Annotated in this window: 13 protein-coding genes; 8 read left to right on the top strand and 5 right to left on the bottom strand. The window is 64.5% G+C overall.

Going from position 1 to position 12216, the window contains the following annotated elements:
• Window positions 1-214 precede the first annotated feature (214 nt).
• Window positions 215-958 carry a 2OG-Fe dioxygenase family protein gene (locus tag GPT34_RS17065; RefSeq protein ID WP_291015067.1) on the bottom strand — a complete coding sequence of 248 codons (744 nt, stop codon included), beginning with the start codon at window positions 956-958 and terminating at the stop codon, window positions 215-217.
• 130 nt (window positions 959-1088) lie between these two features.
• On the opposite strand from GPT34_RS17065, the gene GPT34_RS17070 reads away from it, so the two are divergent.
• On the top strand, window positions 1089-1502 hold the full coding sequence (locus tag GPT34_RS17070; RefSeq protein WP_291015069.1) for a hemerythrin domain-containing protein: 414 nt from the start codon (window positions 1089-1091) through the stop codon (window positions 1500-1502).
• Window positions 1503-1600: 98 nt separating this feature from the next.
• Window positions 1601-2455 (top strand): DUF2189 domain-containing protein, encoded by an 855-nt coding sequence (locus GPT34_RS17075; protein ID WP_291015071.1) that lies wholly within the window; start codon window positions 1601-1603, stop codon window positions 2453-2455.
• Between the two features lie 57 nt (window positions 2456-2512).
• On the opposite strand, the gene GPT34_RS17080 is transcribed toward GPT34_RS17075, so the two are convergent.
• From GPT34_RS17080 to GPT34_RS17090, 3 genes are read right to left on the bottom strand one after another with little or no spacing between them, the layout of a single operon-like run.
• Window positions 2513-3514 (bottom strand): MDR family oxidoreductase, encoded by a 1002-nt coding sequence (locus tag GPT34_RS17080; RefSeq protein WP_291015073.1) that lies wholly within the window; start codon window positions 3512-3514, stop codon window positions 2513-2515.
• Entirely contained in the window at window positions 3480-3767 is a 288-nt protein-coding gene (locus tag GPT34_RS17085; RefSeq protein ID WP_291015075.1) for a hypothetical protein, read from the bottom strand. The genes GPT34_RS17080 and GPT34_RS17085 overlap by 35 nt, the downstream gene beginning before the upstream one ends.
• A 46-nt stretch (window positions 3768-3813) precedes the next feature.
• A complete protein-coding gene (locus GPT34_RS17090; RefSeq protein ID WP_291015077.1) occupies window positions 3814-5526 on the bottom strand; it encodes a long-chain fatty acid--CoA ligase in 1713 nt (570 codons plus the stop codon).
• Between the two features lie 315 nt (window positions 5527-5841).
• On the opposite strand from GPT34_RS17090, the gene GPT34_RS17095 reads away from it, so the two are divergent.
• The 6 genes from GPT34_RS17095 (at window position 5842) to GPT34_RS17120 (ending at window position 11999) form a co-directional block, all read left to right on the top strand.
• Window positions 5842-6876 (top strand): amino acid ABC transporter substrate-binding protein, encoded by a 1035-nt coding sequence (locus GPT34_RS17095; protein ID WP_291015079.1) that lies wholly within the window; start codon window positions 5842-5844, stop codon window positions 6874-6876.
• Between the two features lie 227 nt (window positions 6877-7103).
• Window positions 7104-8198: an ABC transporter permease subunit gene (locus GPT34_RS17100; RefSeq protein WP_291015081.1), complete on the top strand. Its 1095-nt coding sequence runs from the start codon at window positions 7104-7106 to the stop codon at window positions 8196-8198.
• A 4-nt stretch (window positions 8199-8202) separates the two neighbouring features.
• Window positions 8203-9306: an amino acid ABC transporter permease gene (locus GPT34_RS17105; RefSeq protein WP_291015083.1), complete on the top strand. Its 1104-nt coding sequence runs from the start codon at window positions 8203-8205 to the stop codon at window positions 9304-9306.
• 12 nt (window positions 9307-9318) lie between these two features.
• Entirely contained in the window at window positions 9319-10065 is a 747-nt protein-coding gene (locus GPT34_RS17110) for an amino acid ABC transporter ATP-binding protein (protein ID WP_291015085.1), read from the top strand.
• Between the two features lie 67 nt (window positions 10066-10132).
• Window positions 10133-11176: a glycerophosphodiester phosphodiesterase gene (locus GPT34_RS17115; RefSeq protein WP_291015087.1), complete on the top strand. Its 1044-nt coding sequence runs from the start codon at window positions 10133-10135 to the stop codon at window positions 11174-11176.
• 94 nt (window positions 11177-11270) lie between these two features.
• The gene (locus GPT34_RS17120) at window positions 11271-11999 is read left to right on the top strand and encodes a DUF1223 domain-containing protein (RefSeq protein WP_291015089.1); all 729 of its coding nucleotides are present in this window, start codon (window positions 11271-11273) and stop codon (window positions 11997-11999) included.
• A gap of 13 nt (window positions 12000-12012) precedes the next feature.
• Here GPT34_RS17120 and GPT34_RS17125 read toward each other — a convergent pair.
• Window positions 12013-12216, bottom strand: a 204-nt coding sequence (locus GPT34_RS17125) for a hypothetical protein (RefSeq protein WP_291015091.1), incomplete at its 5' end; no start/stop codon positions are given.

Below are 12216 nucleotides of genomic sequence, written 5' to 3' on the forward strand. Positions count from 1 at the left end.
TATGCAACACCTGCCCGATAGCGTTGAGGGTCCTCGACCGCCTGTGCGGCTGGGCAGGTGTCACACAAGCCTTAACTGTATGGGACGGTCGATCAGGTTACCTAACCGACTCCTCTTGGCGATGGTTCGCCCCACGACCAGCGACTGACCGCGCCGAACCGGGACTCATGGGCGCCTAAGCTCGCAGCAGCTGGCGACGCCAGATCCGCCCCGCTCAATCCCCCTGAAACCCACCGCGCCGGTAGGTCAGCACCAGGGTGTCGCGCCAGCCCAGCGTGCCGTCTTCCAGCGGCTGGATGGGGGTACTTTCGTGGATCACGCGCTCGTCATCCAGCAGAAGGACCGACCAGGGGTCGCGCAGCGTGAAGCGCTGGCCGCTGGGGCCGTTGGCTTCGAACACGCGCGTCTCGGCGCCCTTGATGCCCTGGCGACCCAGCATGAACACGGCCACGAGGTCCACGCCGTCGCGGTGCGCGCCCTCGGGCGTGGGCCGGCCGATGCCGTCTGTGGTGTCGATGCGAAACGGGTGCGCTTCCACAAACCAGGGCTGGGCGCCACGCAAGCCGCTGGCGGTTTCGCCCAGGCGAAGCAGCAGGCGCTGCCACAGGGGGTGTTTCACCACCGCCTCGGCCATGGGCTCGAACCAGCGCTGCATGCCGCCGTGCAAGGCGTTGTAGGCCAGGGGTTGCCAGTGGGGCCGGTGCGGCACTTGCGTCACGCTCTCACCGTCGACCACAAAGCAGCTGTGGCGCCGGCGCCGGTAGTGGCCGCCGTCTTTCAGGTAGGCGTCGCTGGGCAGGTCGTTCCAGCTGCTATGCAGCTGGCTGAGCTGGTCGGCCTCGGCGCTCAGCCAGTGCCGCACGTCGTCCGCGCCAAGCACTGCAAAGCCTTGGGAGCGAAGGGTCGGCACCAGGGCATCGACCGGTGTGCAGGGGGGCGCGGGTTCCAGGGGCATCATGGCCGGGCAGTGTACCGGTGCGCAGCGCGGCGGCGGGTTCGCCCACGAAGCGACCCGTTTCTGCGCTGGATCAAAACCCTGGCGAGCGCTCGCTGCGAAGCTCGGAACCTCAGTGCAAGAGGAGTCCGAAATGAACACCCTGGAATGGTCCGATGCCCTGGTGCTGGGTTTTGAACCCATGGATCTGGTGCACCGCGAATTCGTGGCCCTACTTGGGCAGGCCCAGAGAGCCACCGACGCGCAATTGCCCAGCGCCTGGTCCGAGGTCATCGACCACACTGCGCAGCGCTTCGAGCGCGAAAACCAGTGGATGCGCAAGACACACTTTACCGGCGCCACCGACCACATGCTGCAGCACCGTGTGGTGCTGAACCTGTTACGCGACGGGTTAGCCATGACCCGCCGAGGTGAGCTGTCGCCAGTGCGCGAAATGGCCCAGGAACTGGCGACCTGGTTCGTCAAGCACAACCAGTCACTGGACGCGGCCCTGGCCATGCACCTGCGAGGCCAGGCAGACAGCCCGCATCGGCGATTACCTGTTTGAAGCGCGAAGACTACAGCCCGCTGAACCCCGATTCGGGGTAAACCATGTGCGTCGAATATTCGGCGCTGGTTATATTGGTCTACACACAGGAGACCGCCATGGCCCGCGCAATGCAAGCCGGGGAGCAAGCGCACGGTGACGCCGAGCCCGCTGCCCCCACCGAAAGCCCCACCTCAGACGCCGACAACGGCACCGAGCCCCACCGGGCTTCGGTGTTCGACCTAAAGTTGGCGAATCTGAAGGCCAGCGACCCGTTCATCTGGCTGCGGCTGGGCTGGCTGGACTTCAAGCGCTGCCCGCGCATCGGCCTGTTTTACGGCTTGTGCTTTTTTGCCATGGGCCATGCACTGCTGGCCGTGTTTGAACGGGCGCCGGCCTATGTGCTGGCGCTGAGCGCAGGTTTTCTGTTGCTCGGCCCTTTCCTATGCCTCGGGCTCTATGACGCTAGCAAGGCCATGCAGACCCACAGCCACCGCCCTTCGCTGAGTGCCTCGCTCACCGCGTGGCGCCCCACCAAGGGCGCGATGGGCATTTTTGCCGGCGTGCTGCTGATCCTGGAAATGCTGTGGGGCCGCGCGTCGATGGTGGTGTTTGCAGTCTCGTTCAACAACCTGCCCGACAGCAATCTGTTGGCCCACATCTTTGCCTGGGAAAACATCGGCTTTCTCATCACCTACTCCGTGGTGGGAGCGGTCTTCGCCGGCCTGATCTTTGTCACCAGCGTCGTTTCGATTCCGATGATCATGGACCGCCAGACCGACGCCGTGTCCGCTGGCCTCACAAGCATCCGCGCCTGCCTGCAAAATCCGGGCGCGATGCTGATCTGGGGCGCACTGATCACGATTGTGATCGGCGTGTCCATGCTGCCGTGGTTCTTGGGTCTGCTGATCGCCGGACCGGTGATCGGCCACGCGACGTGGCACGCGTACCGGCACATCGTGCCCGTTGAATAGACCCCCTCGCGAGCCTCATCCTGCGGATGTGACTCGCGGCTCCGCCGTTTGGTGTGATCAGGAGTTGACGTTGACCACCAGTCGGCCGCGGACCTTGCCGGCCAAGATGTCGGGTGCCGCCGTCAAGGCCTCGGCAAGACCCACTTCTTTCGTGATGGCGCCCAGTTTCCCTCGATCCAGGTCGGTGGCGAGGCGTTGCCACGCGGCCTGGCGTTTTTCGAGCGGTGCCATCACGCTGTCAATCCCGTAGAGCGTGACACCGCGCAAGATGAAGGGTGCGACCGACGAGGGGAAGTCCATGCCCTGGGCCAGGCCGCAGGCGGCCACGGCGCCGCCGTAGCGGGTGCTGGCGCAAGCATTGGCCAGGGTGTGGCTGCCCACCGAATCCACCACGCCGATCCAGCGCTCTTTCTGCAGCGGCTTGCCCGCCGCGCTGAGGCCGGCCCGGTCCATCACCTCGGTTGCGCCCAGCCCCTTGAGGTAGTCGCTCTCTTCCAGCCGCCCGGTCGATGCCACCACGGTGTGGCCCATGGCCGCGAGCAGCGCGATCGCCACACCGCCCACGCCACCGCCCGCGCCGGTGACCAGCACCTCGCCACTGCCGGGCTTCACACCAGCCGCGTCCCAATGGCGCTGCAAGGCCATCACGCACAACATGGCGGTGTAGCCAGCGGTGCCGATGGCCATGGCCTCGCGCGCGCTCAAGGCGTCGGGCAAGGCCACCAGCCAGTCACCTTTGACGCGCGCCATCTGAGACAGCCCGCCCCAGTGGCTCTCGCCCACACCAAAGCCGTTAAGCACCACGCGGTCACCCGCTTTCCATTTTGGGTGGTCGCTGGCGGTCACCACGCCGGCGAAGTCGATCCCGGGCACCAGCGGAAAGCTGCGCACCACCGGTGCCTTACCGGTAATGGCCAGGCCATCTTTGTAGTTGATGGTGGACCACTCGACGCGCACAGTCACATCGCCGCTAGCGGGCAGCTGGGCCTCATCGAGCTCGCTCAGCTTGCAGTGGTATCCGGCGTCATCGGTCTTGTTGACCAGCAGGGCTTTGAACATGGGAGTCTCCTGAAAGGGGGGGAGGAGCGCTTTCGCGCCAAAGAATCGACAGCAGCCACCAGCCCATGAACACATTGGCCAGGGCCAGCAGCGTCAGCACGATCAGCAGGCCGCCGGTGGGTTGCAGCAAATGGAGCATCCACGCCAGCACCGATGACAAGGCGTTGAACGCCAGCATGAGCCAGAACAGAGGACGCCGCGGCTGCCAGAGGCGTGCGAAGGCGCGCTGCAAGGGGTTGTCCGTCGATGGCATGCCCTATTTTGCCGCGCATCGCAGAGCGCGGGGAGCGAGCGAAACCTCAGGCCGCAGGCTCCTGCTCCTGCAGCAGGCGCCACATCACCTTGCCGCTACCGCTTTTGGGCAAGGCCTCGACAAACTGCACCACGCGCGGCGCCTTGTAGACCGCCATGTTCTCGTGACACCAGGCGATGATGTCCTGCTCGCTGACCCGACCCCGGGCCTCGCCGCGCAACACCACCACCGCTTTCACGCTCTCGCCGCGGTAGGCGTCCTGGGTGCCGATGACACAGGCCTCAGCGATCGCCGGGTGGCGGAACATCAGCGCCTCCACCTCGGCCGGCCAGACCTTGAAGCCACTGGCGTTGATCATGCGCTTCAAGCGGTCGGTGATGAAGAAGTAGCCGTCTTCATCCACCCGCCCCAGGTCACCCGATCGGAAATAGAGCTGCCCGTCGAACATCACGAACGCTGCCTCTGTGGCGTCGGGCCGCTTCCAGTAGCCTGAGAACACCGAAGGCCCGCGCATGATGATCTCCCCCGGCTCGCCCACTGGCATTTCCTGCAGCGTGTCGGGGTTCACCACGCGCGCGTCCACGCTGACGAAGGGCACACCCAGGCACTGCTGCTTGGGCGCATCGGGCGGGTTGCTGTGCGAGGGTGCGGCGGTTTCGGTGAGGCCGTAGCCTTCGGCGTAGCGCAGGGCGTAGGCGTCCTGCAGCCGCTGCGCCACGGCCTGCGGCATCGCCGCGCCCCCACCTCCAATGTAGGCCAGGCTGGAGAGGTCATACTCGGAGAACCGGGGACTGGCCAGCAGGTCGATCACCATGGTGGGAATGTTGGTCCAGCTGGTCACGCGCCAGCTCGAGATCAGCCGCCCGGCGAGCTCGCGGTCCCACCGCGGCATGACTACGATAGTGGCACCCGCGTAGATGCCGGCGTGCATGCCGGTCACCATGCCGGTGATGTGAAACAGCGGCACTACCAGCAGCGTGACCGACTCCGCAGTGCTGTTGCCCCAGAGGCAACTCGCCATGGCGTTGTGCGCGATGCTGGCGTGAGTGTGCATACAGCCTTTGGGCAAACCGGTGGTGCCGCTGGTGTAGGGCAGCACACACAGGTCTTCGGGAGTTCGATCGTGGACGCCGGGCGCCTGAGCCGTGGCGAGCGCATCGCGCCAGTCGCTCACCTGGCCACCGGGCAACTCGGGTAGCGGGTGGCGGGTGCCGAGCCAGGTCTGCCAGGCATCGGGTACCTCGGCGGCCGGGCCCATCGCATCGCTGTAATGGCTCACCAGCACATGCCGCAGGCGCTGCTCGGCGGGCTGCTCAGCACTGGCCTTGAGCAGGTCGGGCGCGAGGTCGGCGGCGCAGATGGCAACCCGCGCATCCGGGTCTGTAATGTAGTGCTTGAGCTCTTCGGCCCGGTTCATCGGGTTCACCGGCACCACCACCGCGTTGGCGCGCAGGATGGCGTAGTACGCCACCACCCACTGCGGACAGTTCTGCATCAGCAGGATCACCCGGTCGCCGGCCTCCACACCCTGGGCCTGCAGGTGCGCCGCGACGCGCTCGGCCTGGTCGTGCAGCTCGCGGTAGCTTATCTGGCGGTCAAAAAACACCAGCGCCGGTTTGTCCGGGTAGCGCTGGGCGCTGACCACCAGGTTGAACCAGAGCGAGGTCTGCGGTGGGCGGATGCTGCGTGGCAGCCGCTTGGGCCAGAAACGGTGGTGCGCTCGCTCCGCCATCGCCTCGGGAGCATGGGCATCGGGCATGGGCTGGTCTCCTGTCGCTGTTGTTTGCGCCAGAGCATACGGCGACCCCAGCGCGAGCGAAATGCGCCCATGTCGCAGCTGAGACCTCAAGACCGCGGATCCGCCGGTGGCACGGATTCTGCGTAAGTTTTGGTACAGGCGTTCCGCACGGCGGACTGTTGTCTTGATATGCATTTTTCGCATGAAGTGCCCACGTAAACCCCGATGCGAGGGCACTTGAGGCGGGAATACAGTCTTTAAGCGGCTTCAGATCGCACCGATCTGGTGCGCCATGAACCTGTGATCCACCCTGATTCATACCAACGGAGAGAGTCGATGAGATTGAAATCAATGAAGCTGGCCCTGGCGGCTGGCGCAGCAGCCACCACCCTGATCAGCATGCCGGCCCATGCCGGCAAAGACCTTGACGCAATCAAGAAACGCGGTGAGCTGATTTGTGGCGTGAACACCGGCCTGGCCGGATTTTCCGCAGCCGACAGCCAGGGCAAGTGGAGCGGCATGGACGTTGACGTCTGCCGTGCCGTGGCCGCGGCTATTCTGAGTGACGCCAACAAGGTGCGCTTCGTGCCCCTGACGGCCCAGCAGCGCTTCACCGCCCTGCAGTCCGGCGAGGTCGACATGCTGGCACGCAACACCACCTGGACGCTGACCCGCGACGCGTCGCTGGGCCTGAGCTTCACCGGCGTGAACTTTTACGACGGCCAGGCTTTCATGGTGCCCAAAAAGCTCAACGTCAACAGCGCCAAGAAGCTCAAGGGCGCCACCGTGTGCGTGCAGTCCGGCACCACAACCGAGCTGAACCTGAGCGACTACTCGCGCGCCAACAAGCTCGACCTCAAACCCATCGTGTTTGAGAAAGTGGAGGCCGCCACCGCTGCCTACGTGGCTGGCCGTTGCCAGGCCTACACCACCGACGCCTCGGGCCTGGCCTCGATCCGTGCCAAGGAAACCACCAACCCGGCCGATCACGTGATCCTGCCCGAGCTGGTGTCCAAGGAGCCGCTGGGCCCGGTGGTCCGCCGTGGCGACGACGATTTCTTCGCCATCGTGAAATGGGTGGGTTATGCCCTGATCGAAGCCGAAGACTACGGCGTCACCCAGGCCAATGCCGACTCCATGAAGAGCAGCACCAATCCCAACATCATGCGTCTGGTGGGTGCGGGCACCGAAGACACGGGCAAGTTCCTGGGTCTGGACAAGGAATGGGCGCTGCGGGCCATCAAGGCAGTTGGCAACTACGGCGAGCAGTTTGAGCGCCATGTCGGCCCCAAGACCGCCATTGGCCTGCCGCGTGGCATGAACAACCTGTGGAGCAACGGCGGCCTGATGTACGCCCCGCCTGTCCGCTAGAAACGGCACCTCCGATCCTCGTCTGACTGCTGATGTTGGCCAGTCGGCGAGGGTCTTTCGCATCCCAAGCAGGCCTTGTACACAGATATGTCCAAGGCCTGTTTTGCACCCCTCTCCGTTTTCTCCGTCCCCCCGATCGTGAGGCCGCATTGAACCAACAACCGCCCCCTCCCAAACGAGCGTGGTCGCTCAACAGTCGCGCAACCCGCGGCATCATCTTTCAGGTCGTGACTCTCGCGCTGGTTGCGGCTGGCGTCTGGTTTCTCTGGCACAACATGCAGGAGAACATGCGCATCCGCGGCATCGAAAGCGGCTGGGATTTCCTGGGCTCTACCGCTGGCTTCGACATTGGTGAAACCCTGATCGAGTACCAGCCCAGCGAAAGCTACGGCAAAGCGATCTGGGTGGGCGTGCTCAACACCCTCAAGGTGGCCGTGATCGGCATCGTGCTGACCACGCTGGTGGGCGTGCTGATTGGCGTGGGTCGTTTCTCGCGCAACGCGCTGGTGCGTGGCCTGTGCTATGGCTATGTGGAGCTGTTCCGCAACGTGCCCATCCTGCTGCAGCTGCTCATGTGGTACCTGATCTTCATCGAGGTGCTGCCGCCCTCCAACGAGGCCTGGAACCTGGCCGACCTGTTCTTTCTGAGCAAGGGCGGCCTCTCGCTTCCTTTTCCCACCGAAGGTGTGGGGCATGTGCTGGCCGGTGCCGCCATCGGTCTGGTCGGCGCCTGGTTCTGGCGCGACAGGAAGCAGAAGCACTTTGAACTCACCGGACAGGACAGCAACCGGATCTGGGGCCCAGCCGCGTTGGTTCTGGTCTTCGCCGTGGCGGGATGGGCGGTGGCTGGCATGCCCATGACATGGAATGTGCCCGAGCAACTCGTCTTCATGGTGGACGGTGGCGTGGCCGCAACGCCCGAATTCATGGCGGTGCTGATCGGGTTGACGATTTACACCGCCGCATTCATCGCCGAAGTGGTGCGCAGCGGCATCCAGTCGGTCAGCGCAGGCCAGGTGGAAGCGGCGTCGGCGCTCGGGCTGAATCAGAAACAGAGCATGAACCTGGTGGTGCTGCCGCAGGCCTTGCGCGTGATCATTCCGCCGATGACCAACCAGTACCTCAACCTGACGAAAAACTCGTCACTGGCGGTGGCCGTAGGCTACCCCGACGTGGTGTCGATTGCCAACACCACCATCAACCAGAGTGGTCGCGCGGTGGAGTGCATCGCCATCATCATGCTGGTGTACCTGACGACGTCGCTGTCCACCTCGGCCTTCATGAACTGGTACAACCAGCGCATGGCCATCAAGGAGCGTTGAAGCCATGGCCGACACCTTCTCCCCCATCGCCCCCCGTCCGTCGCCGGTCAAAGTCACCGGGGTGGTGCCCTGGGTACGGCGCAACCTGTTCAACGACTGGCGCAGCTCGCTCACCACCCTCTTCGTCATCGGCCTGGTGCTCTACGTGCTGCCGAGCCTGGCCAACTGGAGCATCTTTAATTCGGTCGTTCGCGCCGACGCGGATGCCTGTCAGGCGGCACGCGGCACCGGCGCCTGCTGGGGCGTGGTGACCGAAAAGTACCGGCTCATTCTGTTCGGGCGTTTCCCGTACGAAGAGCACTGGCGTCCGCTGCTGGCCACGTCCATCATGATCGGCGCCCTGGTGTTGAGCTGCATGCGCTACTTCTGGAAGCCGTGGCTGGCCATCATGTGGGTCGGCGTGCTAACCGTGTTTTTCACCCTCATGGGCGGCGGCGTTCTGGGCCTGGAGCCGGTGCGCACCGACGTCTGGGGTGGCCTGCCACTGACCGTCATGCTGGCCACTCTCTCCATCTTCCTGGCGTTCCCGATTTCGATCATGGTGGCACTGGGCCGGCGCAGCAACCTGCCCGCCATCCGCTCGGTCTGCATCGTTTACATCGAGCTGATCCGAGGCGTGCCGCTGATCTCGGTGCTCTTCATGGCCTCGTTCATGTTCCCGCTGTTCATGCCGCAAGGCGTGACGATCGACGTGCTGGTGCGTGTGGTGGCTGGCATCACACTGTTTGCCGCCGCCTACATGGCGGAAATCATCCGGGGCGGCTTGCAGGCCTTGCCCAAGGGTCAGCTCGAAGCGGCTGACACGCTGGGCCTGTCCTACTGGCAGACGCAGCGCAAGATCGTGTTGCCACAGGCCCTGGCCATGACGGTACCCAGCATGATGGGCAACTTCATCTCCATCTTCAAGGACACCTCGCTGGTGTTCATCGTCTCGCTCTACGAGCTGGTAGGTGCCATGTCACTGGCACTCAACTCCGACGTGAACTGGCGCCCCTTCAAGATCGAGGCCTACCTGTTCATCACCTTCATCTACTTCATCTTCTGCATTTCTATGTCTCGCTACAGCCTGTGGGTTGAGAAGCAACTCTCGGCCAGCAAGGCACGCTAAGGATCGATCACCATGCCCCAAGAATCCATCATCAAGTTCGACAAGGTCAACAAGTGGTACGGCAACGATTTCCACGTTCTGCGCGACATCGACCTCGACGTCGCCAAGGGAGAACGTATCGTGGTCTGCGGGCCGTCCGGCTCGGGCAAATCCACCTTGATCCGATGCATCAACCGCCTCGAAGAGCACCAGCAAGGCCACCTCACGGTCGACGGCATCGAACTCACCGACGACGTGAAAGCCATCGACAAGGTGCGCAAGAACGTCGGCATGGTGTTTCAACAATTCAACCTGTTCCCCCACCTCACGGTGTTGGAAAACCTCACGCTCTCGCCCATGTGGGTCGGCAAGATGCCGAAGAAGGAAGCTGAGGAGCGAGCCATGCAGCAGCTCGAGCGCGTGCGGATCGCGGAGCAGGCGGCCAAGTATCCGCTGCAACTCTCGGGCGGCCAGCAACAGCGGGTGGCCATCGCGCGTGCACTGTGCCTGACGCCCAAGATCATGCTGTTCGACGAGCCCACCTCGGCGCTCGACCCGGAAATGATCAAGGAAGTGCTGGACGTGATGGTGGAAATGGCGGACCAGGGCATCACCATGATTTGCGTCACGCACGAGATGGGCTTTGCCAAAGCTGTGGCCGATCGCGTGATCTTCATGGATCAGGGACAGATCGTGGAGGAGAACACGCCCGAAGCGTTCTTCAACAACCCGCAGAACGAACGCAGCAAGGACTTTCTGTCCAAGATCCTCGGCCATTGACGCGCTGCGCGGCAAGACCCGCGCTCGCACGCGGATGGGCTGGGCTGCCACAATCGTGTCCAGCACCATGCCATTCCAGCCCTGCCTCACTTTGACCGCGTCCCGCCGACTCGGATCTCGCCTGGGCAACGCCCTCGGCATGGTCCTGCTCCTGGCATGGGGCCAGGCGGTGGCCTTCGACCTGCAGGGCCACCGGGGTGCGCGAGGTCTGGCTCCAGAGAACACACTGGCCGGCTTCGAGCAGGCGCTGGCGCTGGGTGTGAGCACGCTGGAGCTGGATGTGGTGATCAGCGCCGACGGCATACCAATGATCTCGCACGACCCGATGCTCAATCCGGACATCACGCGCGATGCAAGTGGACGCTGGCTGCAGGAGCGCAACCAGGCCATCCACCAGCTCACCGCGCTGGAGCTGCAAGCCTGGGATGTGGGTCGTATCAACCCGCTCAGCCGCTACGCGCGCGATTTTGCCGATCAGGTGCCGCGCGACGGCGAGCGCATACCCACCCTCGCCGACCTGTTCGAGCGGGTACGCCAGCTCGGCGCCGATCGCGTTCGCTTCAATATCGAGACCAAGCTGCGGCCCGACAGTCCCGTGCCCTCGGCCACGCCCGAGGCGTTCGTGCGCGCCATCGTCGAGGTAGTGCGTGCCCACGGTATGGAGCGCCGCGTCAACCTGCAGAGCTTCGACTGGCGCACGTTGCAGATCGCGCAGCAGCTCGAGCCCGAAATTCCCACCGCCTACCTCACTGCCCAGCTGCCGCGATTCGACACCGTGAGCAATGGCGAGTGGACACTGGGCCTCAAACGAGACAACTTTGAGAGCACGCCCGACCAGGTCGCCAGCGCAGGCGGCAAGATCTGGTCACCGCACCACAGCAACCTCAGCCAGACCGCGCTGCGGCGGGCGCGTGAACTTCGGCTGCGCGTGATTCCCTGGACCGTCAACGAGGCCGCCGACATGGAGCGGCTGATGGACTGGGGGGTGGACGGCCTGATCACCGACCGACCCGACCGCTTGCGCGCGGTGATGCAGCAACGCGACATGGCGCTGCCTGCAGCCACGTTGCCTCTGACACCGCTGCGTTCGGTGCAAATCCTGGATCGTTGAGGTCACCTGGCTTCCGTGCAGCCACGTCGGTGGGACTCGGGTGTAAGTTCTGACGGCGCAGCGCGACCCAGGCTCCATGCCACTGGAGAAGCCCATGAACCGCGTCCATCACCCCCTGCTTTTCGCCAGCCTCGCGCTGATGTCCCTGACCGCCCCCGCGGGCACTTGCGAAGTGACGGCGGGGGCGCGACCGCCGGCGGTGGTCGAGCTCTATACCTCACAAGGCTGCAGCTCCTGCCCGCCCGCCGACCGTTGGCTCTCGGGCCTGAAGAATCAGCCGGGCGTGATCGCGCTGGGTTTCCATGTGAACTACTGGAACCACCTGGGCTGGAAGGACCCGTTTGCCACGCCGCAGACCACCGAGCGGCAGCGCCAGATCAAGGAAGCGATTCGCGGCAAATACGTCTACACGCCGCAGGTGGTGCTCAACGGCGAAGACCACCGGGGGTGGCGCGGCCAACGTGCTGATCAGCTGGCTGCCCTGCCCGCTCCGGATGTGCCCAGCCTGCGCCTGGTGCGCGAAGGTCAGCAGGTGACGGCACAGATCGGCGCGGGCAAAGGCACGGCCAACCTGGGTGGCTACTGGGCGGTGCTGCAGGACGATCAGAAGAGCGAAGTCACGCGGGGCGAAAACGCTGGGGAGACCTTGCGCAACGACCACGTGGTGCGGCTCTACCAACCGGTGCCACCCTGGGCCGCCAACCAGGCCAAACAACACACGCTGAGCCTGAGCGGGGCCACCGGTCAGCGGGTGGTGTTTGTCGTGACGCAGGCCGATGGTTTGAAACCGTTGCAGGCGGCCGCGCTCAGCTGCGGCGGCTGAGCCTTCAGCTTCGTCAGCCTTCGCGCTCGCGCCACACCAGCCAGGCCCAGACCCCTGCCAAAGCCAGGTAGTTCGCCCAGAGAAAGCCCGGTCGGTTCCAGGCGACACCGTCGAATCCCCAGTAGGTCAGCGGGTAGAGCACGGGTGAAGGAAAAAACTCGGCCGAATGGGTGAACACATCGATCACGACATGCGACCACCAGCCCAGCAGCGGCCA

It is taken from the genome of Hydrogenophaga sp. (assembly GCF_011390835.1).
Lineage (GTDB): Bacteria > Pseudomonadota > Gammaproteobacteria > Burkholderiales > Burkholderiaceae_C > Hydrogenophaga.